Annotated in this window: 24 protein-coding genes and 1 tRNA gene; 17 read left to right on the top strand and 8 right to left on the bottom strand. The window is 36.4% G+C overall.

All coding sequences use genetic code 11. The features are described from left to right. Nucleotides 1-121: 121 nt before the first annotated feature. The 7 genes from G9C87_RS16590 to ilvA all read left to right on the top strand — a co-directional run bounded on the left by G9C87_RS16590 (nucleotide 122) and on the right by ilvA (nucleotide 8937). A complete protein-coding gene (locus G9C87_RS16590) occupies nucleotides 122-910 on the top strand; it encodes a helix-turn-helix transcriptional regulator (protein ID WP_172283181.1) in 789 nt (262 codons plus the stop codon). 768 nt (nucleotides 911-1678) lie between these two features. Beyond that, nucleotides 1679-2578 carry an aminotransferase class IV gene (locus tag G9C87_RS16585; RefSeq protein ID WP_172283179.1) on the top strand — a complete coding sequence of 300 codons (900 nt, stop codon included), beginning with the start codon at nucleotides 1679-1681 and terminating at the stop codon, nucleotides 2576-2578. Next, complete coding sequence (ilvD, locus tag G9C87_RS16580; RefSeq protein ID WP_172283178.1) at nucleotides 2571-4253, top strand: dihydroxy-acid dehydratase; 1683 nt, start codon at nucleotides 2571-2573, stop codon at nucleotides 4251-4253. The genes G9C87_RS16585 and ilvD overlap by 8 nt, the downstream gene beginning before the upstream one ends. 10 nt (nucleotides 4254-4263) lie before the next feature. Then, on the top strand, nucleotides 4264-6003 hold the full coding sequence (ilvB, locus tag G9C87_RS16575; RefSeq protein WP_172283176.1) for a biosynthetic-type acetolactate synthase large subunit: 1740 nt from the start codon (nucleotides 4264-4266) through the stop codon (nucleotides 6001-6003). A gap of 8 nt (nucleotides 6004-6011) precedes the next feature. Next, a complete protein-coding gene (gene ilvN, locus G9C87_RS16570) occupies nucleotides 6012-6551 on the top strand; it encodes an acetolactate synthase small subunit (RefSeq protein WP_228457034.1) in 540 nt (179 codons plus the stop codon). Between the two features lie 69 nt (nucleotides 6552-6620). Further along, a complete protein-coding gene (gene ilvC / locus G9C87_RS16565) occupies nucleotides 6621-7682 on the top strand; it encodes a ketol-acid reductoisomerase (RefSeq protein WP_172283174.1) in 1062 nt (353 codons plus the stop codon). Next, nucleotides 7672-8937, top strand: a complete 1266-nt coding sequence (ilvA, locus tag G9C87_RS16560; protein WP_228457033.1) for a threonine ammonia-lyase IlvA — start codon at nucleotides 7672-7674, stop codon at nucleotides 8935-8937. The genes ilvC and ilvA overlap by 11 nt, the downstream gene beginning before the upstream one ends. Before the next feature lie 438 nt (nucleotides 8938-9375). On the opposite strand, the gene G9C87_RS16555 is transcribed toward ilvA, so the two are convergent. After that, nucleotides 9376-9939, bottom strand: coding sequence for a 5' nucleotidase, NT5C type (locus G9C87_RS16555; RefSeq protein ID WP_172283171.1), 564 nt, complete (start codon nucleotides 9937-9939; stop codon nucleotides 9376-9378). A gap of 81 nt (nucleotides 9940-10020) precedes the next feature. On the opposite strand from G9C87_RS16555, the gene G9C87_RS16550 reads away from it, so the two are divergent. Next, nucleotides 10021-10770 (top strand): DeoR/GlpR family DNA-binding transcription regulator, encoded by a 750-nt coding sequence (locus G9C87_RS16550; RefSeq protein ID WP_172283170.1) that lies wholly within the window; start codon nucleotides 10021-10023, stop codon nucleotides 10768-10770. 43 nt (nucleotides 10771-10813) lie between these two features. Here G9C87_RS16550 and G9C87_RS16545 read toward each other — a convergent pair whose 3' ends face one another. From G9C87_RS16545 to G9C87_RS16535, 3 genes are all read right to left on the bottom strand, one after another. After that, complete coding sequence (locus G9C87_RS16545; protein ID WP_172283168.1) at nucleotides 10814-10987, bottom strand: hypothetical protein; 174 nt, start codon at nucleotides 10985-10987, stop codon at nucleotides 10814-10816. 82 nt (nucleotides 10988-11069) lie between these two features. After that, nucleotides 11070-12017 (bottom strand): MBL fold metallo-hydrolase, encoded by a 948-nt coding sequence (locus G9C87_RS16540; protein WP_172283167.1) that lies wholly within the window; start codon nucleotides 12015-12017, stop codon nucleotides 11070-11072. A gap of 524 nt (nucleotides 12018-12541) precedes the next feature. After that, a tRNA-Arg gene (locus G9C87_RS16535) sits at nucleotides 12542-12613 on the bottom strand. A 165-nt stretch (nucleotides 12614-12778) separates the two neighbouring features. Here G9C87_RS16535 and G9C87_RS16530 point away from each other — a divergent pair. Together G9C87_RS16530 and G9C87_RS16525 are read left to right on the top strand one after the other, a co-directional pair. Continuing rightward, the gene (locus tag G9C87_RS16530; RefSeq protein WP_172283165.1) at nucleotides 12779-13576 is read left to right on the top strand and encodes an SDR family oxidoreductase; all 798 of its coding nucleotides are present in this window, start codon (nucleotides 12779-12781) and stop codon (nucleotides 13574-13576) included. Between the two features lie 76 nt (nucleotides 13577-13652). Continuing rightward, on the top strand, nucleotides 13653-14567 hold the full coding sequence (locus G9C87_RS16525) for a helix-turn-helix domain-containing protein (RefSeq protein WP_172283163.1): 915 nt from the start codon (nucleotides 13653-13655) through the stop codon (nucleotides 14565-14567). Nucleotides 14568-14622: 55 nt separating this feature from the next. Here the strand turns inward: G9C87_RS16525 and G9C87_RS16520 are convergent, their stop codons facing one another. Further along, on the bottom strand, nucleotides 14623-15177 hold the full coding sequence (locus G9C87_RS16520) for an AAA family ATPase (RefSeq protein WP_172283161.1): 555 nt from the start codon (nucleotides 15175-15177) through the stop codon (nucleotides 14623-14625). Nucleotides 15178-15207: 30 nt separating this feature from the next. Next, complete coding sequence (locus tag G9C87_RS16515) at nucleotides 15208-16194, bottom strand: GlxA family transcriptional regulator (RefSeq protein ID WP_172283160.1); 987 nt, start codon at nucleotides 16192-16194, stop codon at nucleotides 15208-15210. Between the two features lie 120 nt (nucleotides 16195-16314). Here G9C87_RS16515 and G9C87_RS16510 point away from each other — a divergent pair, with 120 nt between their 5' ends. Further along, entirely contained in the window at nucleotides 16315-16764 is a 450-nt protein-coding gene (locus tag G9C87_RS16510; protein ID WP_172283158.1) for a DUF1569 domain-containing protein, read from the top strand. A 70-nt stretch (nucleotides 16765-16834) separates the two neighbouring features. Next, a complete protein-coding gene (locus tag G9C87_RS16505) occupies nucleotides 16835-17983 on the top strand; it encodes a hypothetical protein (RefSeq protein ID WP_172283157.1) in 1149 nt (382 codons plus the stop codon). Nucleotides 17984-18033: 50 nt separating this feature from the next. On the opposite strand, the gene G9C87_RS16500 is transcribed toward G9C87_RS16505, so the two are convergent. Next, nucleotides 18034-19473: a S41 family peptidase gene (locus G9C87_RS16500; RefSeq protein ID WP_172283155.1), complete on the bottom strand. Its 1440-nt coding sequence runs from the start codon at nucleotides 19471-19473 to the stop codon at nucleotides 18034-18036. A gap of 51 nt (nucleotides 19474-19524) precedes the next feature. Continuing rightward, on the bottom strand, nucleotides 19525-21381 hold the full coding sequence (locus G9C87_RS16495) for a helix-turn-helix transcriptional regulator (protein ID WP_172283154.1): 1857 nt from the start codon (nucleotides 21379-21381) through the stop codon (nucleotides 19525-19527). Between the two features lie 234 nt (nucleotides 21382-21615). Between G9C87_RS16495 and G9C87_RS16490 the strand changes: the two genes are divergently transcribed. From G9C87_RS16490 to G9C87_RS16470, 5 genes are read left to right on the top strand one after another with little or no spacing between them, the layout of a single operon-like run. Continuing rightward, complete coding sequence (locus tag G9C87_RS16490; RefSeq protein ID WP_172283152.1) at nucleotides 21616-21939, top strand: DUF4870 domain-containing protein; 324 nt, start codon at nucleotides 21616-21618, stop codon at nucleotides 21937-21939. 18 nt (nucleotides 21940-21957) lie between these two features. After that, nucleotides 21958-22431 carry a hypothetical protein gene (locus G9C87_RS16485; protein ID WP_172283150.1) on the top strand — a complete coding sequence of 158 codons (474 nt, stop codon included), beginning with the start codon at nucleotides 21958-21960 and terminating at the stop codon, nucleotides 22429-22431. After that, a complete protein-coding gene (locus G9C87_RS16480; protein ID WP_172283149.1) occupies nucleotides 22431-22928 on the top strand; it encodes a hypothetical protein in 498 nt (165 codons plus the stop codon). The genes G9C87_RS16485 and G9C87_RS16480 overlap by 1 nt, the downstream gene beginning before the upstream one ends. Before the next feature lie 29 nt (nucleotides 22929-22957). Continuing rightward, nucleotides 22958-23938: a hypothetical protein gene (locus tag G9C87_RS16475; protein ID WP_172283147.1), complete on the top strand. Its 981-nt coding sequence runs from the start codon at nucleotides 22958-22960 to the stop codon at nucleotides 23936-23938. A 4-nt stretch (nucleotides 23939-23942) separates the two neighbouring features. Continuing rightward, entirely contained in the window at nucleotides 23943-24674 is a 732-nt protein-coding gene (locus G9C87_RS16470; RefSeq protein ID WP_172283145.1) for a hypothetical protein, read from the top strand. Nucleotides 24675-24995 lie beyond the last annotated feature (321 nt).

The following is a 24995-nucleotide window of genomic DNA, read 5'->3' as shown; positions in this document are numbered from 1 at the left end:
TGAGTCTTTTTATAATATTAGCCTTATTTTTGTTTATTCTGGCCAATATTTTTAGGCTTATCTCTATTTGATAAGTGATTATCAGTATCCTGTTTTAAAATTTTAAAATCGACTCCTGCGTATGAAAACGATAAAAGAAGTAAGAGAAAAAGTAGATGCTCATCCTGCATCCATATTGATGATCCGTCAGCAATGGGAACAAAGACTACCCATGCATAGGCATCAGAAAGGACAGTTGCTTTTGGTTATTGGAGGAATGGCAAAATTGAGAACAAAAGAAAAAGATCTTTACATTCCACGCAGTCACTATATCTGGATGCCTAAAATGTATTCGCATAATTTGATGTTCAATTCTAAAGACCTTGATATCATTAACATTTATTTCCCGGAGGAAGAAAAATTTAATCATCCATTTTATGATGATCTGGGGATATATCCTGTTAGTAATTTACTTTCTGAGCTCTTGAATTTCGGAAAGGATTGGAATGGAGATTTCTTTCCAGATTCATGGGAATATGAATTCCTTCTCACCATGAAACATTTACTTCCTAAGGAGAATTTGAAAAAATTTTCTATCCAGTTGCCTACCACCAGTGATGAACGTCTTACTGCAATTATAAAATTTGTTCGAAACAATTTAGAAAACCCACTGACACTGGAAGAAGTAGGGGGTAAATTTGGATTTAGTGTAAGAAGTCTGACCCGTATATTTACCAATAAGTTGGGGATTTCGTTTATCCAGTATGTAAAGATGGTAAGGATCATCCGTGCAATGGAATTACTAAAATATACCACTCTGAGTATGAGTGAGATTGCTTATGAAATTGGCTATTCCAATATTTCAGCATTTAGCAATACATTTCAGCAACTGACTAATATGAGACCAACAGAATTTAAATCGATGCTTTAATGAAATAATTATTCCCGTCTGTAATTGCATCTTAAGCTTTTCTATCAGGGATTATAGATACCATTAATCATTTTGTTTTTTATTGAGATTTAATTAAAAAAATGATAAAATATTTTTTTAATTAAAAAAAGTTTATACATTTGTCACATCAAAAAATAAAAGTGAACAGTACATTCAACAATATTATTACTATCGTTATTGTCATTATCGGATTCCGGTGATGAGCGATGGTATTGTTGAAACTCTATAAAATTATTAGAAAGCCATCCTCATCCGGGATGGCTTTTTTTTATACCCGAATTTTAAAAAATCTAAAAAAATTAAAATATGTATTACAACAAAAAATTTAAACTCCATAATCTGAAAAAGGTTCTGAAATCATTCGGAGTTTGCAATCATTCTTTTCAATCGGATAGCAATGATACATCCGGTGCTTTTTATCTAACAAATCAAAGTACTGTATGACTAATGATTTTATAATGCAGAAGTGAAGTCTTTTTATAATTCTGCTATTGTAGAATTAGATAATTTAAATTGTTGATTATTAGTGTTTTGTATTTATTTTATCGTGATTTGAATATTGTAATTTTAATTGAAATATGAAAGATAGAAAATATACAAGCCTTAGTTTTGAATCAAAATTAGAAAAGAACTTCATGTACTGCTTTTGGAATCGGAACGGGTTAAGTAAGGTTTATTACCATGTTGACCCGACTGATGAGAATGGCTTTTTTTATGTCTAAACTTAAAATAATTTAAAAAATAAATATGTATTACAACGAGAAAACGATGCTTTATTATGACGGAAAGTTCCAGGAGGCTACTACTGCTTCTACGGGTCTTTACGGACAATCACTTCACTACGGATATGCTGTCTTTGAAGGAATTAAATCATACAAAACAAAGAACGGGACCAAAATTTTTAAGGCAAAAGAACATTATGACCGCCTGAAAAAATCAGCAGAATTAATGATGATTCCTTTTGATTATTCTACGGAAGAGATGATTGACTTGACCTATAAGCTTTTGGAAATGAATAATTTAAGTAATGCATACATCAGGCCGTTAGTAATTTGCTCTCCTAACATGAGCCTTTCAAAAGGAAACAAAAGTTCTTTGATTATTGAAGCGTGGAGTTGGGATAACGGATACTTATCCGACCATGCAAGGATAATGACCTCTTCTTTTGAGCGCCCCAATCCGAAGGCATTTAGAATAGAAGCAAAAGCGAGTGGTCATTATGTAAACTCTATTCTTGCATCGCAGGAAGCCAAAGATAAAGGATTTGACGAAGCAATGCTTTTAGATGGCAATGGAAATGTAGCGGAAAGTTCAGGAGCTAATATTTTTTATGAAAAGGATGCAAAATTATACACACCGGCAAAAGGGAGTATTCTTCCGGGGATAACCAGAGCGACAATGTTCGAGATATGCGATCAGCTAGGGATTAGCTACGAAGAAAAATTCTTTAAACCTGAAGAAATGGAAGGAGCAGATGCCGGATTTTTTTGTGGTACTGCAGCGGAAGTGGTTGCGTTAGAATCATTGAATAATATTCCATTTAAACTGAAGTGGGAAAACAGTGTGTCTGCTTTGATTCAAAAAGCTTACAGACATCTGGTTTTTGAAGAAGATTATTCCTATTTAAAACAGGCGTTGTATGTGTGAAACATTAAATAAATATTCCAGGGTTCTCACTCAGGATCCTACTCAACCGGCAACCCAGGCGATGTTTTACGGAATCGGCTTTAAAAAAGAGGATTTCGATAAAGCCCAGGTTGGAGTAGCGAGTATGGGATATGACGGAAATACCTGCAATATGCACCTTAACGGGCTGGCAGAACTTGTTAAAAAGGGAGTAAACGGACAGAATCTTGTTGGCCTGATGTTTCATACCATAGGGATCAGTGACGGAATGACCAATGGGACAGATGGAATGCGATATTCTCTTGTCAGCAGGGATGTGATTGCAGACAGCATTGAAACGGTGTGTGCAGGGCAGTACTATGACGGTCTTATTACAGTTCCGGGATGCGATAAAAATATGCCTGGTTCCCTAATGGCAATGGCGAGATTAAACAGGCCATCGATCATGGTATATGGGGGAAGCATAGAAGCAGGACACTATAAAGGCAATGATCTCAATATCGTATCTGCTTTTGAAGCATTGGGAAATAAAATTGCAGGAAAGCTTTCTGATGAAGATTATGATGGAATCATCAAAAACTCCTGTCCAAGCGCGGGGGCTTGTGGTGGGATGTATACAGCCAATACAATGGCTTCGGCGATTGAAGCACTGGGAATGAGTTTACCGTACTCATCTTCTTATCCGGCTCTAAGCAAAGAGAAAAAAGAAGAATGTGAGTTTGCTGGACATTATATGAGGATATTGCTGGAAAAAGACATCAAGCCTTCCGATATCATGACGCCAAAGGCTTTTGAAAATGCCTTGAGAATCATTATGGTTTTAGGGGGAAGCACGAACGCAGTCCTCCATTTCATTGCAATAGCAAAGAGTATTGGTCATCATTTAACGCTGGATGATTTTCAGAAGATTAGTGATACTACGCCCTTGCTGGCTGACCTGAAACCTAGCGGCAGGTACCTGATGAAAGATCTTCATGAGGTAGGAGGAGTACCGGCTGTGATGAAATATCTATTGGATCTCGGACTTCTCCATGGAGACTGCCTTACGGTAACCGGAAAGACAATGGAAGAAAATCTTAGAAACATTACTTCAATTATAGATAGGAAACAGGATATTATCAGGGATATCAGCAATCCGATAAAAGAAACAGGCCACATCCGTATTATGTACGGCAACCTGGCGGAAAGAGGCTGTGTAGCCAAAATTACAGGCAAGGAGGGGAGTTTCTTTAAAGGAAAAGCAAGGGTTTTTGATGGTGAAAAAGAATTTATCAAAGGTATTGAAGACAAAATAATCCAGGAAGGTGATGTAGTTGTGATTAAGAATGAAGGACCTAAAGGCGCTCCTGGAATGCCTGAAATGTTGAAACCAACTTCTGCATTGATGGGTTCCGGATTAGGTAAGAATGTAGCATTAATTACGGACGGGCGCTTTTCCGGGGGAACTCATGGTTTTGTGGTAGGGCATATTACACCTGAAGCCTTTGAAGGAGGATTAATTGGTTTGGTTAAAGACAATGATGTGATCGAACTAGATGCTGTAAAGAATACCATCAACCTGATTATATCAGATGAAGAATTAAAAGAAAGAAAAGCCGGATTCAAACAACCGGATTATAAAGTAAAAACAGGGGTGTTATACAAGTATGCAAAGCTGGTATCAGATGCCTCTCAGGGATGTATAACAGATTTTTAAATTGAATATAATGGAATCAACATTTAATGCATTAGAAACAGAAAGGTCTACACAGACCATAAAAAAATTGAAAGGGGCAGAAGTTATTTTGGAAATCCTGAAAGCTGAAAACGTCAATACGATCTTCGGATATCCTGGTGGAGCTGTCATTCCGATTTATGACGCATTATATGATTACAAAGACGATTTAAAGCATATTCTCGTTAGACATGAACAGGGAGCAATCCACGCAGCACAGGGGTTCTCCAGGTCTTCGAACCATACCGGGGTAGCTATTGCAACCAGTGGCCCGGGAGCAACCAATCTGGTAACAGGACTTGCAGATGCTATGATTGACAGCACACCGGTTGTTTGCATAACCGGACAAGTATATGCATCCCTTTTGGGATCTGATGCTTTTCAGGAAGTAGATGTGATCAATGTTACCGCTCCTGTTACCAAGTGGAATTGCCAGGTAACCGATGCTAAAGATATTCCGACAGCTTTGGCAAAAGCTTTCTATATAGCAAGATCAGGGCGACCAGGTCCTGTATTGGTGGATATTACTAAAAATGCACAACTTCAGGAAATCGATTTTACAGGATATGAGGCCTGTAATTCCATCCGGTCTTATCATCCTAAACCCCGAATCAGGCATGAATATATTGAGCAGGCTGCTCTATTGATCAATGCTGCTAAAAGACCATTCCTACTTTTCGGGCAAGGAGTGATTATAGGACAGGCAGAAAAAGAGTTACAGGATTTGGTTGAAAAAACCGGCATTCCTGCGGCTTCTACTGCTTTGGGTTTAGGAGCACTTTCTACAGAACATCCGCTTTATGTAGGAATGCTAGGAATGCATGGACATTATGCTCCTAACAAATTAACCAATGATTGTGATGTGATTATCGCTGTAGGAATGCGATTTGACGATCGTGTAACCGGAAAATTGGATCAATATGCCAGACAAGCTAAAGTAGTTCATCTCGATATAGACCTTGCGGAGATAGATAAAAATGTAAAAGCGGATGTCCCTGTTCTTGGTAATTGTAAAGAAACACTTCCTCTGCTGGCTCAGGCTCTTTCAGAAAACTCACATAAAGAGTGGCTGGATCAGTTTAAAGAACTGCATCGTGAAGAAAATCTTGAGGTTGTACACAAGGAATTGAATCCGGAAACAGAAGAACTTACCATGGGAGAGGTATTAAAATACCTGAACCAACTCACTCATGGAGAGTACATCATCTGTACGGATGTGGGACAGCACCAGATGATTTCCTGCAGATATGCTGAATTTAAAAAATCAAAAAGAAACGTCACTTCCGGTGGTCTTGGAACAATGGGATTTGGTCTTCCTGCAGCAATAGGTGCAAAAATGGCAAATCCTGACAAGCACGTGATCTGTATTGCCGGAGACGGTGGTTTTCAGATGAACATCCAGGAGCTGGGAACTATTTCACAATTCGGAATAGGGGTAAAGATGATTGTTCTGAACAATTCTTTTCTCGGGATGGTTCGTCAATGGCAGGAACTCTTTCATGACAAGCGATATTCTTTCGTGGATATCACCAGTCCGGACTTTTCTGCTGTTGCTGAAGCCTATGGCATTAAAGCAAAGCATGTAAAAGAAAGAGCTTTCCTGGAATCTTCATTAAAAGAAATGCTTGAAACAGAGGGATCTTATCTTCTGGAAATAAAAGTAGGGAAAGAAAATAATGTTTTCCCGATGGTCCCACAAGGATGCAGCGTAAGTGAAATCCGCTTAAAATAAAAATAAATATGATGAATAAACAGGAATACACCATAAGCGTTTTCACAGAAAACCAGGTAGGATTACTCGCCAGAATAGCAACGGTTTTTTCTAGGAGGGGGATTAATATAGACAGCCTGAATGTTTCACCTACAGAAATTACAGGTATTTCCAGGTTTACCATTGTAGTGGAAACTACATATGAAACTGTAAGGAAAATATCCCGCCAGATTCAGAAGCTGGTAGAAGTGATAAAAGTATATTACAATACCAATGAAGAAATCGTATGGCAGGAACTGGCACTTTTTAAAATAGAAACCAATGTCGTTTCTGAAAAATTCTATGTTGAAAGGATTTTAAGACAATATGGTGCAACCATCGTAAGTGTGAGAAATGATTATACTGTTTTTACGATTGTGGGACATCATGAAGAAATAGGCCGTTTCCTTGACCTTCTGGAGCCCCATGGTCTTATAGAGTTTATCAGAAGCGGAAGAGTAGCAGTTATTAAATCCAATGAAGCTTTCCATAAAAAGCTGACGGCCCTTGAAAAAATGGCTTATCAATAAAAAACACAAGTTCAATATATTATAATGTGGCCAGAATTGGCCGGAAAAATAACAATTAAAAACAAAATTATGGCATTAATTAAATTTGCAGGAGTAGAAGAAAATGTAGTAACAAGAGAAGAATTTTCAATTGAAAAAGCGCAGGATGTATTAAAAAATGAGACTGTAGCGGTTTTAGGATATGGTATCCAGGGACCTGGTCAGGCTTTAAACCTTCAGGATAACGGAATCAATGTAATTGTCGGACAACGTAAGAATTCTAAAAGTTGGGATAAGGCAGTACAAGATGGATTTATTCCGGGTGAAACATTATTTGAATTAGAAGAGGCAGCACAAAGAGGAACTATTCTGTGCTATCTTTTAAGTGATGCTGCACAGATCGAATTCTGGCCAACATTAGAAAAACACCTTACCCCTGGAAAAACATTATATTTCTCACATGGTTTCGGAATTACCTATAATCATCAGACTAACATTGTACCGTCTAAAGAGGTAGATGTAGTTTTGGTAGCGCCTAAAGGATCCGGAACATCTTTAAGAAGACTTTTTGTGGAAGGTAAGGGATTGAACAGCAGTTATGCCATCCATCAGGATGCAACGGGAAATGCGAAGGATAAAGTAATTGCATTAGGGATTGCGGTAGGCAGCGGATATTTGTTCGAAACCAACTTTAAGAAAGAAGTATATAGTGATCTGGTAGGAGAAAGGGGCTCATTGATGGGTGCAATACAGGGACTTTTTGCGGCTCAGTTTGAAGTATTGAGAGCTCAGGGACATTCACCTTCCGAAGCCTTTAATGAAACCGTTGAGGAATTAACACAGTCTTTAATGCCTTTGGTGGCAGAGAACGGAATGGATTGGATGTATGCCAACTGTTCAACAACAGCCCAAAGAGGAGCTTTAGATTGGTGGAAAAAGTTTTATGATGCTACTAAACCTGTATTTGAAGAGCTGTATCAAAGTGTGAAAGAAGGAACTGAATCACAAAAATCAATTTCAAGTAACAGTAAAGAAAATTACAGGGAAGGTCTTAACAAAGAACTAGAAGAATTGAGAAACAGCGAATTATGGCAAGCCGGGAAAGTCGTAAGATCGTTACGTCCGGATAGAGAATATGAATATGAAAAGTAAAACCATTACTTTCCCTTCCTTAGATGCTGTTAAAAAGGCCCGGAAAACCCTGGAAAATATTGTCAATACAACACCACTACAGGAAAGCGTTAGACTTTCCAGACAGATTGGAGCGAATATTTTTTTGAAAAGGGAAGATATGCAACCGGTCCGTTCCTATAAGATCAGGGGTGCCTATAATAAAATCTACAGCCTCCACAGAGATGATAAAACCGGAAATGGTGTTGTTTGTGCCAGTGCAGGAAATCATGCCCAAGGCGTTGCTTTTGCATGCAGGAAACTGAAGATCAACGGAACGATTTTCATGCCCGTCACGACTCCTAAGCAAAAACTGGAGCAGGTAGCCATGTTTGGGGAACAATATGTTGAAATAAAGCTTATAGGCGATACTTTTGATGACTCAAAGAATGCGGCCATAGCATACAGTGAAAATTCGGGAGCTGAATTTATCCATCCGTTTGATGATGTGGAAATCATTGAAGGCCAGGCTACCTTGGCCATGGAAATTCTGGAACAAGCAAAGGATCCTATAGATTTTGTACTTGTACCACTTGGAGGAGGTGGGTTAGCTGCTGGCATTATCACTGTGTTTTCGATTTTATCACCTCAAACGAAAATCATTATTGCAGAACCAAAGGGAGCTGCATCGATGAAGGCATCTGTAGAAGCCGGAACCAATATCGAATTGTTGCAAATTGATAAATTTGTAGATGGAGCTGCTGTTCAAAAGGTAGGCGACCTTACTTTTGAAATCTGCAGGGACCATATCCATGAGTGTATTGCTGTTCATGAAGGGAAAGTATGTGAAACTTTATTGGAACTTTACAACAAGGATGCAATGGTGCTTGAGCCTGCAGGTGCATTGACGATAGCTGCACTGGAGCTCTGTAAAGAAGAGATAGCAGGAAAAAATGTTGTATGTATTGTAAGCGGAAGTAACAATGATATTACAAGGACGGAGGAGATTAAAGAAAGGGCAATGCTTTATAAAGGATTGAAACATTATTTTATTGTAAAATTTCCTCAGCGACCGGGTGCTCTTAAAGAATTTGTTCTGAGTGTTTTGGGAGCATCGGATGATATTACTTTTTTTGAATATACGAAAAGGAATTCCCGGGAAACTGCTTCAGCGATCGTTGGTATTGAAGTTCCTTCTTTTTCAGACTTTGAAGGATTATTAAAGAGAATGAAGCAGGCAGGGTATTATGAATCATATCTCAATGATTCCCCCAATATGATGAATATTTTAATTTAGATTAATGAATCAAGCCACTTACAAAAGTGGCTTGATTATTTGGTAAACATAAGCTTTGACCGGTAATAAATACCCGTTATAGTCTTATGGATACTTAAAATAAGGCTAAACTGATAAATGTCATGTGTTTGTTATTTTTATTCAGTCTAAATAAATATAAATTTGTTGTAGCAAAATAACAATAAGAAATAGAGAGATAATAACTCTCAATTATTACGGTTTGTTTTTTGGAAAGTATAATAAAAATAACACAACTAATCATATCCATATCAATTTTTGTTTTTTTAACCGGTGAGGCCATATCTCACCGGTTTTCTTTTATTACAGGATAAATGTTCCTGTAAAAGAAACCCTTCCAATAATAGGAAGGATTAGTTGTTAGAATAAATTATTTTAGTTTATTAGATAAATCAAATCGTTACGATTATTCCTGATGGCTTAAACAGCTTCAGATTTACTTAAATTCCTGATATCATTGAATAATGTCCGTACTTCACCCCATGTATTTACTCTTTGATGGTGATCTATATTACTGTTGTGTCCTGCGTTAAACATAATTGGTCTTCCTTTACAGAAATCCAGATTTTTAATATGGTCATCAATAAGGTAGTCCGTATCGATTACACTCTTATCTCCGCACATAATGATATTTCTCCATGAAATAAAAGGGAAGTGCTCCTGTAGCCATTGGTATTTTTCATATAATGAAAGCGGAAACTCCATTGCTGCTGTCACAATATATACATCATAATCTTTCATCAGTTCCTGTACTACCTCTATGGCACCAGGCATCACTGGCAAGGTGCGGAAAAATCCCGGAGTTTGCAGATATTCGAATATTACTTCTTTATTGGGAAAAGCGTCCGGTTCCGGTTTACCAATCATATCTTCCCGGCTGATTAAAATGCCATGATCCCTGTGATACCAGTCGATTAATTGTGCCTCTACATCTGCTATTACACCATCCATATCTATAGCGATCGTTTCTTTTTTATTTTTCATTTTGCAATTATTTGCAACAAATATATTAAATATTGCATAAAGTTGCATTATCTTGCAATAAATATTTTCTATATTTGTGTTATGATAAAAGCTGAAAGACAGGATCGCATTCTGGAATATCTGGCCAAGGACAAAAAGGTTTTGCTTGATCAATTGAGCAAAACCCTTAAAGTATCTGAAGATACCATACGCCGGGATATTAAAGAATTATCCGATAAAGGGTTGCTTAAAGCTGTCCGTGGTGGTGCTCTTCAACGGTCATCAATGCCGTTGCATTTTAAGGACCGGCAGAATATTGATGTGGCCCACAAAAAGATGATTGCAGAGAAGGTTTTGGAATATATCACTCCCGGAATGGTTCTGCTTGTGGATTCAGGAACCTCAGCATTGGCTGTAGTAGCGAATTTGCCAAAGGATATCGCTTTAACTGTTGTCACCAATAGCTTTCCTGTGGCTTCTCTTTTGGAAGACCATACAGAAATTGAAGTTTTGTTTATGGGAGGAATGCTGAATAAAATTTCATTCTCTACAACAGGGTACGAAACCATACAAAGTATAAGAAATATCAGGGCAGATATCTGTCTACTGGGTGTTTGCAGTATTGATCTGGAGATGGGTGTGACGGGAGATGATTACGAAGATAGTCTGGTTAAAAGAGTAATGATAGAAACTTCAAAATGTACGATTGCCTTATCGACCTCAGATAAACTGGGAAAATCGGAATCCTTTTACATATGCGCCACGAATTCCCTGAATGTTATCATCACAGAAGCTGATCCCGATTCTGATTATTTAAAACCTTATATAGAAGCGGGTATAGAAGTACGGTAAAATCAAAAGGCAAAGAAAGTTATTCTTTGCCTTTTGATCAATTCTAATCGATAATAATGGCCATGCATAACCCATTAGGCCCTGCTTGTGATCTTGGACGGCATGCTCCGTTAATGCAGCACCAGTCATCACCACATTCCAGGTTGGCAGGACATTGCAGGTATCCACCATTAATACGTCTTAGTTCACTTCTTTCCAATGATTTTAAATTTTTCATAGTACATAGTTTTAGTTGTAAAACAAATGTAATGAATTATGTAATAGGAAATTATCTGTTATTTAAAAAACTGTTTATCTTTTTACAAAGTGATTTTTTCTCCTTGTACAGGGAAAATATACCGGATTCCCAAAGTATTTTTTTCCTTCAGTTGCTTCTTGATTTTCTCTATGTTATCATCCACAGGTTTCAGGTGGGTAATGATTACAGGGACGTTTTTTAGTTTTCCGGGTTGACAAAAACCATTTAGAATATTCAATTCATTTTCCAATAACGCTGGGGTAAGATGTCCAAATAATGATTTATCCGGTTGTTCATTTGGAAAAGAAACTTCTATTAGAATTCCTTTTAGCTTTTGCTTATTTACATGTGGAGCAACCTGTTTCCATAGTTTTTCGAGCTTATTGCTTTTTTCTATACGATCGCTTCCCGTATCTCCCAGGTAAAGAAGGTAATCGTCATTATACCGTAAAAGAAAAGCTGTACTTTCATAAGGGTTGACGTGGCTAAGCGGAAAAGCTGTCACATACATTTCTGTGTCTGTTAGAGGTATTTCCCTGTTTTCTTCCAGACTGATCATTTTATATTTACCTAACCTGGGTGTTTCTCCGGTATCGGTAAAATTAGCCCAGCTTTGCCACGAGAAATATTTATCTGTAATGATGTTTCCAACAGAAGGTAGTGTATACACGGACTTTTTTGTATCATCCGGGCTGTTGATGATCAATCCGCTTACATGATCAAGATGTGCATGGGAGATAAGATAGCCTTTGATATTTTGTTGGATCACCTGCAATGCAGAATTTTGTTTAAAATTTCCCTTCTTTATTGCTTTTTCAATTCCGGAACGTATTGTTCCGGCATCAAGAGTAATATAATTGTCAGAATGCACCGGAGCAGCCATGTAGCTGGATAAATTACTTTCATCACCTCCACCATAAATCCCCAATGGGATTACTTTGAAGCTGTTCTGTGCGGAACAAATGGCTGTCGACAAAATAATAGCCAGGCTGAAAAATTGTTTTATCATGTAAAATACGTGTTATTGTTATGAGGAATAATGGGAATACAAATTTAATTTAAAACATAGCGATCACAAAACAAATTAAAGAAATCTATGTTTTGTAAGACTCCAGGTAATTATAATTATGTTTATTACAATTCTGAAATAAGGGAAAAGGGCTTCTCATAAATGAAAAGCCCCTGCTGCAAATGCATTACATATAAGCATGTAATAAGTTATTAAATAAAAGCTTCCCGCTGAAGGGAAGCTTTAGACTAAAATGATGAAAATTATTATTAAGGTGATGTTTCGTATTCAAAAATAGTGATTGCTATACATTTGTTTTTATGATCATGATCATAAAGTGGTGAATTATACTAGTCGTTTATCAAAAATAATTATGGAACTTACTTTACCAAAGTAGCGTCAAGTTCTATTTTTCAACTATGAAAAAAAGAACTTTCACTTCAAATAAAGTTGCCGCTTGTTTAATTCCGATTTTGAATGTTTCGGGGATACTATTTTTAGAGCTTTGAACAAAAGGTGATGTGTAGCCTCACCAGGGATCGAACCTGGATCTAAAGTTTAGGAAACTTTTGTTCTATCCATTGAACTATGAGGCCTTAGTGGGTCAAATATATTAATATCCATTTAAAAATAAGCCATGTTCAGCCATTTTTTCTTTCAAAAAGGCTGATTTCCATTTTGGCTACATCAATATCCGTTTTGGCAACTTCAGTCATTTTCCGAGTACGGACATTTGTATTGTAATTTTAATACAACAAAAAATGAAAACAATTTTTATAACAGGTGCCTCTACAGGACTTGGAAAAGCGAGTGCCAAATTATTTCAAAGCAAAGGATGGAATGTAATAGCAACGATGAGAAATCCGGAATCTGATACCGAACTGCATACTTTAGAAAATGTAACGTTACTTCCTTTGGATGTTACCAATCCGGAACAGATCAAATCTACAGTAAAAAAGGCATTGGAGATGAGTTCGATAGACCTTGTATTCAATAATGCGGGATATGGTTTAATAGGACCTTTGGAAGCTTTAACAGATGATCAGATCGTAAAACAATTAAATACCAATCTTTTAGGAGTGATCCGTGTTACACAGGCATTTATTCCTTATTTCAGGGAAAAGAGAAGCGGAATGTTCATTACTACAACTTCTATTGGAGGCTTGATTGCTTTTCCATTAGGATCTACCTATCATGCCACGAAGTGGGCATTGGAAGGATGGAGCGAAAGCCTGGCATTTGAACTGAATACCTTCGGGGTAGATATAAAAACCGTTTCTCCAGGCGGGATTAAAACAGATTTTATCAGTAGGTCGCTGGATATGGGTACCCAACCGGAATATGAACCAATGATCAATACTATGTTTTCCAATACGGAAGCGATGATGGAAGGGGCTTCAGAGCCTGAATTAATTGCTGAAGTAGTATATGAAGCTGCTACCGACGGTAAAAAGCAACTTCGCTATGTTGCAGGTAAAGATGCTAATGAGCTGTATGCACAACGTCTGGAGATGGGAGCAGAAGCATTCCGTGAACAATTCGGAAAGCAATTTATATAAATATTCATTCAAAGAACAGTGCAGATATAACGACTGCACTGTCTTTTTAACTTTAAATAATGCTTACATTTATATTATGGAAAAGAAAGATAATGCTCCTCTGAAAATTTCCTCTATTTCCGAGCTGCACGATATATTACAGGTTCCCAAACCCCTACATCCTCTGATCAGTCTTGTGGATAATACCACAATGAGCGTAAATAAAGAAATACTAAACCGGAATTTTGTCTTGAATTTTTACAAGATATCATATAAATTTTCGGAGAACGGGAAAATGGGATATGGGCAAGGATATTATGACTTTAATGAAGGGGGAATGATGTTTACGGCTCCCAACCAGATCCTGTCCACTGACGAAGAAGCGGAATACCATGGATATACCTTATTCATACATCCTGATTTTATTAGGAATTATCCCTTGGCTAAGAATATAAAGAAATATGGCTTCTTTTCTTACGATACAAATGAAGCACTTCACTTATCCGACAAAGAGAAGAAGCTTATCGTAGGATTGCTGGATAATATCAATGGAGAACTCCATACTGCGATTGATGATATCAGCCAGGATGTCATTATATCTTATATTGAAGTATTACTCAATTACAGCAACAGATTTTATAAGCGTCAGTTTATTACCCGCAAAACCGTAAGCAATGATCTTCTTTCCCGGATGGAAAAGATCCTGGAGAATTATTTTGAAGATCAGGAGACCTTACAAAATGGACTTCCTACCGTTGAGTTTCTGGCTTCCCGACTGAACCTGTCACCCCATTACCTGAGTGATATGCTTCGTAACCTTACAGGTCAAAATGCCCAGCAACATATCCATGAAAAATTAATTGAAAAAGCGAAAGAATATCTTACAACCACCAGCTTATCTGTAGCAGAAATAGCTTATCAGCTGGGATTCGAGCATTCACAATCATTTAATAAATTATTCAAAAAGAAAATGAATATCACACCCCTTATGTTTAAGCAATCGTTTAACTGATTATTGCAAAGGGCTGAAATGTAAGAATGGTTGCTTTTTATTGTTGGAAATCACTTTATATGATATTCCTGAGAATAAAGTTTGCCCGTGCCTGCGGAGTATCAGGCGGTACATCTATAGGCGTATAACCATAATCAATATAGGTAGACCTCATCACATCATAAGTTTCTGCTGCTTCTTCCCAGGTTTGCTTTCTTTCGCCGTCTGTTCTGTAAATTTCCGGCCAGGGTGGAAGAATAAATATTTGAGGATTATATCGATAGTTTTTAGTAATACTTTTCATTTCAGGGCTAACAGGTAGTTGAATCATACGTGCATAGCAAAAAGCATCTATAATCCCACGATCAAAAAAAACAATCTCATCCCGAACAGCAGAAACAGCCTCATAACTTTGTAAAGATGCACTGATCATAAGATCCGTATAGAGTTCTCTGTTTCCCCATGGAAGTCCATTTCCTTTATTTTTTATCTGTTCTTTAATGATTTGTCTTGCATCTTCTTCTACTGTCCGATATCCTGCATTTTCAAGCTCGTTCAGTAGAGTTGTTTTTCCAACACCGGGACCACCGGTGATGATGTAAAAGTTGTTTCTAAGGTATTTCGTTCCCATTTTTATGGAGTTTTTTAAAAGGAAAATGATTTAATCTATTTCCTGGCTTTTATATTTGTTCCTGTAATCTGCCGGAGTGAGTCCTGTGATTCTTTTAAAGACCGTTCTGAAGGTTTTAAGATCGTTATAACCGATACTGTAAGTAACATCAGCAATATTGTGTTCTCCAGATTCAAGAGCTTTCTTTGCAGCTTCCACCTTTACACGCTGGATGTACTCTATAGGATTTAAGGAAGTCGCATTTTTAAAACGGCGGATAAAATTTCTGCGGCTCATATTCACCTGGCTGGCGATCTGTTCTACTGAAATTTCTGTTGTAAATTCCTTTTCAATATAACTTTGTGCTTTATGGATTTCATCATCATTATGCCTGCGCTGTCCGGAAAAGATCGTAAAAATGCCTTGGGAACTTCGTCCATAGTCAAGAGCATAGAATTTGCTTAAAGAAATCGCCACTTCTTTACCGCAGTTTTTTTCAATGAAATACAAAATTGCATTCAATGATGAAAATCCGCCACCGCCTGTAATGATCGCCTTTGAATGAGTAACCACATGGTCCGGTTTGAAATCGATCAAAGGGTATCGATACTGAAGATCTTCTATAGCGTTCCAATGTGAAGTCGCAGGCATATGATCAAGAAGTCCGCTTTCAGCAAGGAAATATGCTCCGGTACAAAGACTGATGATCTCACATTTTTGTTCATACTTTTTCAGAATCCATCCCGTCAGTACAGCATTTTTTGTTAATATGGCATTCACATCTTCCTGTCCGGATTTCATGGGAGCCACAATCACCACATCCGTATCGAATTTTTCTGTCAGTGTTCTGCTACAGCAAAACTGCATAGGCAGCCCGGATGAAACTTCTTTATGATGAACACCGATAAGTTCTATATGAAAGGGAAGTGGCCTGCCATTCATTAATGCCATCTCATTGGCACTGCTTAAAAGTGCTGTTACCGTGGAGACGGCTGTAGGCATGGCATCTTCATACACTATAATTGAAATATGTTTCATAATATCAGTGCTTGTATACTCAAAAGTACATAATTAAATGGCACAAAATGCACTGCATGTTGTCATTTATGCGTTGCCCTTTTTACAAAGAGGCTCTTTAATTTTACATAAAAATCAGTTATGAAAACAATATTTGAACATAAAGACAGGCAGGAGCTGATCGAAAGGATCAGTGCACTAACAGATAGTAACACTGCACAGTGGGGAAAGATGAATCTTTATCAGATGATCAGACACTGTACCGTTTGGAATGATTGGATTTTAGGAAGAAATAAACAAGAATATAAACAGGAATTTTTGGGAAAACTATTTGGGAGAATGGCTTTAAAAAGATTATTACGGGAAGGAGCTGTCATGGATAAAAATGTACCGGCCGGTGAATTTGCCATTAAAGAAAAAACAGGAGATACGGACTTATATAAAAAAAAATGGTTGGAGCAGATTGCTGCTTATGAAAACTATTCAAATCCTGATTTTATCCATAATTTCTTTGGGAAAATGAAAACAGAGGATTTGGGCATGTTTGTTTATAAACACATGGATCATCATTTACGGCAGTTTAATGTATAATATTCATGATATAGGAAACTAATCATTATTTCTTGCTATATTGGTCTTTCACTAATTGTTACCTAATATCATGAAATACCTATATTTAGTAGTATGCTCAATTTTAATTATTGCCTGTAAAGGACAGGGAAAAACAGATCTTTCAACATTGAGATTGAATGAGTCCATTGAAGATCTGATCGACTTTAAAAATAAAAATATGGTTGAAGTAAATACTGTTGAATATCCCTTTTGTTTATTTATTGAAATAGATAATTCAGAGAAATTTACGTTTGACGGAATAGACTTAAAAGGACAAAAAGTATTTTTCCAGATTAATTCCGAGCGATTGAAAACAGACAGTATTACAAAATTTGGTGGAGGTCATTTTGATATGCAGGGTTTTAAAGATAAAAAAGAACTTGCTGCAATTTTGAAAAAGCAAAAAGCAGATCCCACGATATATGGATTCAGGATAGAAATGAAAACTCCTGCCCTGAAGAAAGAAATCCTAAAAAAGCTCGAAAGCCGGTACGGAAAGGGAATTAAAAATCCTAATACGGATAATGGGTTATACTGGAATGTAAAAAAAGACAATCGATATATTTTCTATGCACCGGACTATGACAGGCTAATTATTCTGAATAATACAAATCTTTCAAAAACATGTTATTGGGATGCTATGAACGGTCTTATAGATTTTGGCGGATGTGACAATGAATCTTATACGAAGGAACTCACCAAGAACAGAACCGATTCTAAAGATATCAAAGATAAACCTGTTATCAAAATTGATAAAAGCTGGAATATAAACGGTCTTGCACTTGGTATTTCAACCGAAGCGGATTTTGTTAAATCTTCGCTCAACAAAAATTTTGAAAGAATAACCACCGTAGATTCAAAAGGAGACCTCAAAGAATTGATGCAGCAAAATACCTATAATAATTTTCATTTTTATTTCACGGCTGGAAAAAACGGTGAAAATGATCAGAAAAATAACATTTTGAAAGGTTATGCGATCAATGACTTTGAAGCGGTGGAGGTTTCCTTTGGGAATCAGTTGAAAAAAGGAATGAAAGGAGAGGATGTATTAAAGATCATAGGTAAAAATGATGTTGTAGGAGATCCGGGATTAAAGTACTCCAATTATTTAGAGATTAAAAATCCTGCTTATAAAATCAATTTAATATTTGATGATAATAAATTGTTTTCAAGCATGTATGTGCTCAAAAAAGAATAGAAATTGTGCCAGAAAGAAATAAAGCTCCGGTAAATCCGGAGCTTTAATATTTATTCCATGATCCACTCGGTAGCTTTTTGTAGAACGGCATCAGCATTTTTATCCTCTGAAGTAGTAATCATAATGTCCGGTTGTATGCCTTCCTTGTATTCTTTTCCTGTCCGGTCCATTTCGTAGGAAACCGCAAGGTAAAGTGTTCTTCCATCACTCAGTTCGTATCCCTGATTTGCACTGGTAAGTCCAGCAGAAGGTTGACCAAAGGTTTTAACATTCTTTTTTCCGATAAAGGAAATAGTGGTTGCCTCACCACTACTGGCTGTCATAGGTCCTATTAAGACTGCTATTTTAGGGTTCTGATCATGTAGCGTATAGGGTTTTGAAACAGAAACACTATACATACTGCCATCCTTGTATTTCCAGGCACTTTTGCTTTTTCCATCTTTTGTAAAATAACCCAAAGCTCCTTCTCCTGTTAAGGGGCCTAATCCCGTGATCATGGGATACATATTGCCCCCGGTATTGGATCTGAGATCCACAATCCAGCCTTTCAGGGTGTTTTCTGAATCAAGCTTTTTAATCATACCCTGTATTTTTTCAGCAAAAGCATTACCTACTTCTTTGTTAAGAGATGAAAATGCGGGGACCATAATATAACCGATCTTTTGGTCCAATAATTTATATTCAGGTTCGATAGGAGAACTTTTGGTACTCTTTTTTTCTTCAGCATATTGTTTGTTGTCCACGAAAGAATGATTATCTCCTGCAGCCCGCAACATTTTTATAATATGTTGAATAGCAGGAGCTGTATCTTCCTCTGTTACCATACCTCCTGAAAGTTTCTGAAGGTTATTATCAAGTGAACTCCAGTCTATTTTATCTTTAAAAATCGAATTTTTCTTTACGATGTTTTTAAATTGATTGATGTACTTCAAAGCGGTCTTCGAAGCTTCTTTATCGGAAAATGGGATTTCCGTGACAGAAAAATCATCAAACCAAATTTTACCACTTCCTTTTAAAAAGCCACCCAATACAAAGTAGTCTGCCTGATCATTAAGTATAAATTCCAGGGTGTACTTTTTCCAATCTTCATTTTGGACTATTTTACGGTTTTGGGAAAAAGAATTTCCGAAATCAACCATAGTATTCTTTCCATCCCAAACCTGTGCCCACAGAGAAATATTACCCTGGATATTTGCTGATTTTATAAAAGCACCGATTTCAACTTTTCTTAATCCTTTTCCAGGAATCTTTACTTTTTGAGAAAAAGTTTGTAATTCATTGACATGATCCTGTTTACCGAAGATTTGTAATGAGCCGTTACCGGAGTGTTTAACCTCACTATCATATTTCATCTCATATGGGTCTAGGACTTTATGGCTCCAATCCGAAGGATAATTGTTTTCTGTTTTTTCAAAGCCGGAATTTTGTAATTGGGCGGATGCAAAGATGCTACCGGCCAAAAGAAAAATACCAATGGAAATTTTTTTCATGGTTTAAATTTGATTTCTAAAAATAGGAATATTTAAAAAATATCCAACTCTCTAATTACCTAATTTCTGAAGAAAAAGATTAAGATCTTCCTCTTTATCCAGTCCTAATTTTTGTTTGATCCTGTAACGGCTCATTCTTACACTTTTAGGTTCGATATGCATCAATTGGGAAATCTGGCGGGTATCCATTTTAAGATACAGGTAAGCACAAAGCTTCATATCAAGAAGGGTAAGTTTTTTATGGGCTTTTTCGTTGATGAGGTTAAAGAAATCGGGGTGAACTCTCTGGATCTGGAGTTTTGCATCTTCAAAATCATTATCAAGAACGAGCTCTTCTTTCATAATCTTCTGCATATTCAGAGAGCTGTCATCGGCAAGTTTATCTTTGATGCTATGCAACATGCGGTTTTTATGTTCCAGCTGAAGGACGTTGGCCATTGCTTCTTTTTGGAGTTGCTGCTGCTGGGCTTCCAGCAGTTGTTGTTCTGCCCTTAATCTTGCCTGTTCTTCCTTCTCCAGTTTTACCTGCATTTCAGATTCGTGTTTTTCGAATTCAAGTTGTTTCTCCCGTTCTAAGGAAAGACGCAGTTTGAAATGGTAGGAACGAAACATAAAAAGGAGTCCAAGTAATGAAGCAATAGCAATGCAAACATATAAATAGTTTTGAAGTTTACGGCTTTCCTCCCTTTCTTTGAGAATTTTCACTTCATTATTCTTTTTTTCTGTTTCAAATTGTATCTCAAGTTTCTGCGCATTAAGGGCTTGCTGCTGATTAAAATTCTTGTCGCTGTATTCGGTTACTTCCGCCTGAAAATCCAAAGCTTTTTCAAAATTGCCCTGATTTTTATAAAAGTTAGACAAAGCCTGGGTAATATTGATTAAAGTATAATAGTATGGGGCTTTATCGGCTTTCATCAGATGATAAGCTTCTAATAGATACTTTTCTTCTAAAAGAGTATTACCATCTCTTTTGGCATATTCACTTAATATCCCAAAGCTACTGGCTTTAACTTCTGAAGCATTAGGATTATCTTTTAATATATTCCCCGCTGTCTCGGCATAATAAATGGCTTTTTTTTCTGCATCTTTATCATTGGCTGGAAAATATTTTAAATATACATTGGCAATATTGTTACAAGTAATGGCATAGGTATATCTGGATACTCTTGTTGGATATTTCAGATAAAGATCTTCAGACTTTCTTAAATAAAAGAGAACACTGTCCAGTCCTTTTTTTTCTTTGGAAGAATTGTAATTATATTCGTGGGCAACGGATAAGGCTGCATACGCATTACTGAGAAGATTGTAATTTTTTGTTTTTTCTGCATTTTCAACTGTTTTGTGTGCATAGTTATTGACTTGGGGTACATTATTCCATGTTGAATATGAAGCATAAAGCTGATAATAAAAACAGGCTGCAATATAAGGGTCCGGTGATTTTTCCAGCTCTTTTAACCCGAGCTGACAAAATTTTATCCTTTTTTCGTGATCATCCAAAGTTTTATACAAGAACACTTTTGCATAATATGCGGAAGCCATTGCCTGAGGATTTTTAGATTGCTGGGCAATCATTAAAGCCGAATCACTTATCTTTTTTAAAGAGGCTATTTGCTGATCATTGGCTTTTATAACTGTGAGAAGTGTATAAGCTTTTGTTGCTTCAAGGTAATTCTTATTCCTTAAGGCGATACAGGCACTCTGCCTTGCCTTATTTTCGGCAGCAGAATAGTTTCTGTTTATTCTGTAAGCTTCTGCAAGTTGATTTAATAAAAAGGGCTTTTCTTTTTCCTCAGTGGCCGGATTATTAATTGCCGATTGAAGATTGTCGGTATACACACCTTGAGGAAAAACATGACAGCTTATTCCTAAACAGGTCCATAAAAATATTTTGTAGAATACAGATTTCATATACTTAAAATTAAGATAATTTGTTAGATTCCCGCATAAAAGTTTGTAAATATGGACCAGTATAGTAGAATGGCAAGGTGTTGGAAACCAGTGTTGTTTGATTCCTGTAGTCATATTGTAGACACCCTTATAAGAGAAGTAGATGTTTTGTAGCATCATAAAGTTTGGAAATACGCGTCATTCAAACGAATCTTTGTCTTAGCAATATTGCTGTATAATTAATCACAGATTTTTATGAACAACAAAACTTTATCCATCGTTTCCTATATTACTCCTATAGGCTGGATTATAGCCTATCTATCAGGAAAAGACAATGCAGACGCTCTACTTAAATATCATTTAAGACAGTCTTTAGGACTTATGATCATAAGTATCCTTTTCAATATTTTAATGAGAATACTGGTTTCTGTGACACCTGCATTATCTTTTTTAGGTATCGCAGGACTTCTTATTACCATATTCTGGATATTGGGAATCATTAATGCCGCAAACGGAGCAGAAAAGCCGGTTCCCGTATTCGGAAAAATGTTTGAAGATAAATTTAATTTCATTGGTTAACACAAGCAGGAAAATAATATGGACGAGTATAAATATTTCATCCGTGAAGGCAATCAATTTCATCTTAAAACCAAAGTCTCAACTGCAGTTCTAAGAACAATATTATGTGTAGTAATAGCTGTTGTTTTGTATTACATGATCCCTCCGGAAAATAAGATAAGGCTTTGGTCAGCTGTTCTTTTCGTGTTCTTTGCATTGGTTAATTTGTTGAGGACAACAAAAAAGTTGATCATCGATACGCAGGCCAGAACCATCATTCATAAAAATAATATATTGAGTGGAGAAGTTGTTTACCGTTTTGAAGATTTTGAACAATTTTATGTACTCGTGGGAAAATATCTTTTTATCACCATGGACAGTACAGCTTTCTTAATATTTGATCAGAATGGCAGAGAGAAGAGAGTTCCGGTCGTTGTAGGGCTTTTTAGTTCAAGAACTCCACAAAATGCCATTAACGAAGTAAGCGAAATCATGAATATTGCAGAAAAATAATGGAATTGAATAAATATCAACTGGAAATAACCTCCAATGAATTAAGTATAAAACCTTATTTCGGATATTTACCAAAGATAAAGATATTCGCTTTTCTGGCTATTGTTATATTCTGTTTTGTTCCCTTTTTTACCCAGCTGAATGATAACATCCGATATACGTTGTATGGCCTTGGCGGGATCATGTTATTGTATGCGGTATATGATTTTATCTTTTGGGCCGGTATAAAATTCCTGTTTGATAAAAAAACAAACAGTATTTACAAGATTTACCCATTGTCGGTAAGAAAAAGACTAATGGCTTTTGATGAAATGACAATTATCAATACTGCAGAATACGGTGACAGGGCTTATGCCATAGGTAAAAAGAAGAAACAGTTTCTAAGAAATTATCCTATTAGTGATACCTTTTCCGGAAGTAAAAGAAGTAATAGGAGAGAGGATGAATACGTAGAACAGATACTGAATCCTATTCTTGAGTTTGTAAATAATCCTTAAATATAAAGTCACTCCAAATACATATCAATATGAAAAAAAAGATTGTTATATTCTGGATACTGTATATGTTGTTTTTTGCAATCCCATTTCCAATGATTTTGTATTACAACATCAAGGGGGATGACCCTACTGATCTCAGCCTTGTAAACCCATGGCTTGCTTTAGGTATTTTAGCCGTTTCTCTTATATTATGGATCATTATTCTTACCGGGTATTTTCGCAAATGGATCCTGTCTAATTTTACAGCAAAAAAGAATATTGAATATTTAAACAAAAATGGAGTCCCTCGCAAAGCCGAAATAATTGAAGCTGTAAAAATAAAGGAGGAGAGTAAATACAACTCTTATGAACTAAAACTATTATTTAAAAATTTAGTAGATACTGAAATTGTCCAGAAAACAACGGTAAACGATTCAAAACCTCAGCAGCATCGATTTGAAGCCGGGAAAAAGATTGATATTCTTATTGACAAAGAAGTAAAAAGAGAACCTTATTTTATTTTTGCAGGAACTGAAGCGAAGATCAGTATCCTGACTATTTCTCTTATTTGTTTAGGATGGCTTGCGCTTGTTGCAATTATTTCCTGGTATTATATCTACTCTTATCATACGGAAAGTATGGGAATGGGTTGGAGGTTTATGGTTTTCTGGCATCCTCTTATTCTTTGCCCTGCCATTCTTTTGCTGTATAGAGTAGGATTTCCTTTGATTATAAGAGTATTTGAAGGAAAAAAAAAGGGTGAAGCCGCGCTTATTAAATTGAAAGGGATAAAAACTACAGCCAGATTAGTGAGCGCCAACCAGACAGGAACCTATATTAATGAACAGCCTATGGTTCTGTTTAAAGTAGAATATATAGATTTCCAAAATCATACAAGAAGGGCAGAGCTCAAAAAAATTGTAAATCTTCTTGACCTAAATATAGTAAAACAGGCAAACATAGATATTTTTTACCTCAAAGAAAATCCTGACCTTGTTGCATTTGCCTCTGATTTGGATCAAATTAGTTAACACCATGAAAAAATCAATCATTATAATAATTGCAGGCAGTACTCTTTTTACAGGTTGCGAACAGATTTCAAAGAGTGTTAAGGATACCCTTAAGCCTGTACCAAAAGATAGTATCTCTACCTATGTAAAAAAGGAAGAAACTTTTCCTGAAAGCCCATTTGATCCTGCAGTAGAACGGCAGATAGAAGAAGCGCAGCATATGGTCAATACTATTTTGGAAAAACATACTAAAACCCATGTTCAGACTCATCAGGAAGGTAAAAGCACAGACTTTCTAAGCAACGAAGAAAAATTAATCAAAGCTGAGGAAGCACTGAAAAAGCTGCCTCAGTACATGGGTAAAGAGATCTTTATCTACTCTTCCGTTTATTTTTATAACGATGGCAATATCAGGCTGATGCTTCAGCATCCTCAGAACCCGGAATACATAGACAATTACCGCTATGAAAATGGTAAATGGTCTGATCCCAGCCCGGAACAATTATCCGTTAAAGATAATATTAAAACCAGGTTGGTCCCCTTAAGAAAGCTTCCTTTCGTAAATATTGCCAAAGCGGCAGAAATCTATAATGAAAAAACAGCTCGCGTTGAAGGAGCAAAGCCTGTTACAAATATTTCCATCTCGGTCTGGAACAATATGATAAGATGGTATCCTTCAAGCATTAACGGAAGCAGGGAACGCTATTCAATTGAGCTAAACGAAAACGGAACATTAAAAAAATTTGAGAGAGAGTAGTAAGGAGGTATAATATAAAAGAATCCGCTCTTTAGGAGCGGATCCAGTAGATAAATACATCTCATTTTTTTAATTAGACAACAATAAAAAGCACAGCCGACAATGCTGTGCTTAAATTTTTATAAATTTAATTGCAATTTCAAATCTGAAAAAAGCAAAAAACGATTTCATTTCAGTTGTATTACATAGTAAATGTAGGAATAATTTTAATACAAAACATGAATTAAATGTTAAAATTCACAAGTTATCCACATTTTTTTGTGGATAAGTCCGTGATCAGGTTTTTCAGTGTATTAATTGGCTTTATCAATTTCCCGTTTT

It is taken from the genome of Chryseobacterium sp. LAM-KRS1 (assembly GCF_013184525.1).
Taxonomy (GTDB): Bacteria; Bacteroidota; Bacteroidia; order Flavobacteriales; family Weeksellaceae; genus Chryseobacterium; species Chryseobacterium proteolyticum.
The sequence above is the reverse complement of the archived record's forward strand: the minus strand, read 5'-3'. Positions and strand labels throughout refer to the sequence as shown.

Bases quoted from the DNA above. Each gene is read 5' to 3' on its own strand.
- G9C87_RS16590 (WP_172283181.1), top strand. From the start codon at position 122: ATGAAAACGATAAAAGAAGTAAGAGAAAAAGTAGATGCTCATCCTGCA.
- G9C87_RS16585 (WP_172283179.1), top strand. From the start codon at position 1,679: ATGTATTACAACGAGAAAACGATGCTTTATTATGACGGAAAGTTCCAG.
- ilvD (WP_172283178.1), top strand. From the start codon at position 2,571: ATGTGTGAAACATTAAATAAATATTCCAGGGTTCTCACTCAGGATCCT.
- ilvB (WP_172283176.1), top strand. From the start codon at position 4,264: ATGGAATCAACATTTAATGCATTAGAAACAGAAAGGTCTACACAGACC.
- ilvN (WP_228457034.1), top strand. From the start codon at position 6,012: ATGATGAATAAACAGGAATACACCATAAGCGTTTTCACAGAAAACCAG.
- ilvC (WP_172283174.1), top strand. From the start codon at position 6,621: ATGGCATTAATTAAATTTGCAGGAGTAGAAGAAAATGTAGTAACAAGA.
- ilvA (WP_228457033.1), top strand. From the start codon at position 7,672: ATGAAAAGTAAAACCATTACTTTCCCTTCCTTAGATGCTGTTAAAAAG.
- G9C87_RS16555 (WP_172283171.1), bottom strand. From the start codon at position 9,939: ATGAAAAATAAAAAAGAAACGATCGCTATAGATATGGATGGTGTAATA.
- G9C87_RS16550 (WP_172283170.1), top strand. From the start codon at position 10,021: ATGATAAAAGCTGAAAGACAGGATCGCATTCTGGAATATCTGGCCAAG.
- G9C87_RS16545 (WP_172283168.1), bottom strand. From the start codon at position 10,987: ATGAAAAATTTAAAATCATTGGAAAGAAGTGAACTAAGACGTATTAAT.
- G9C87_RS16540 (WP_172283167.1), bottom strand. From the start codon at position 12,017: ATGATAAAACAATTTTTCAGCCTGGCTATTATTTTGTCGACAGCCATT.
- G9C87_RS16530 (WP_172283165.1), top strand. From the start codon at position 12,779: ATGAAAACAATTTTTATAACAGGTGCCTCTACAGGACTTGGAAAAGCG.
- G9C87_RS16525 (WP_172283163.1), top strand. From the start codon at position 13,653: ATGGAAAAGAAAGATAATGCTCCTCTGAAAATTTCCTCTATTTCCGAG.
- G9C87_RS16520 (WP_172283161.1), bottom strand. From the start codon at position 15,177: ATGGGAACGAAATACCTTAGAAACAACTTTTACATCATCACCGGTGGT.
- G9C87_RS16515 (WP_172283160.1), bottom strand. From the start codon at position 16,194: ATGAAACATATTTCAATTATAGTGTATGAAGATGCCATGCCTACAGCC.
- G9C87_RS16510 (WP_172283158.1), top strand. From the start codon at position 16,315: ATGAAAACAATATTTGAACATAAAGACAGGCAGGAGCTGATCGAAAGG.
- G9C87_RS16505 (WP_172283157.1), top strand. From the start codon at position 16,835: ATGAAATACCTATATTTAGTAGTATGCTCAATTTTAATTATTGCCTGT.
- G9C87_RS16500 (WP_172283155.1), bottom strand. From the start codon at position 19,473: ATGAAAAAAATTTCCATTGGTATTTTTCTTTTGGCCGGTAGCATCTTT.
- G9C87_RS16495 (WP_172283154.1), bottom strand. From the start codon at position 21,381: ATGAAATCTGTATTCTACAAAATATTTTTATGGACCTGTTTAGGAATA.
- G9C87_RS16490 (WP_172283152.1), top strand. From the start codon at position 21,616: ATGAACAACAAAACTTTATCCATCGTTTCCTATATTACTCCTATAGGC.
- G9C87_RS16485 (WP_172283150.1), top strand. From the start codon at position 21,958: ATGGACGAGTATAAATATTTCATCCGTGAAGGCAATCAATTTCATCTT.
- G9C87_RS16480 (WP_172283149.1), top strand. From the start codon at position 22,431: ATGGAATTGAATAAATATCAACTGGAAATAACCTCCAATGAATTAAGT.
- G9C87_RS16475 (WP_172283147.1), top strand. From the start codon at position 22,958: ATGAAAAAAAAGATTGTTATATTCTGGATACTGTATATGTTGTTTTTT.
- G9C87_RS16470 (WP_172283145.1), top strand. From the start codon at position 23,943: ATGAAAAAATCAATCATTATAATAATTGCAGGCAGTACTCTTTTTACA.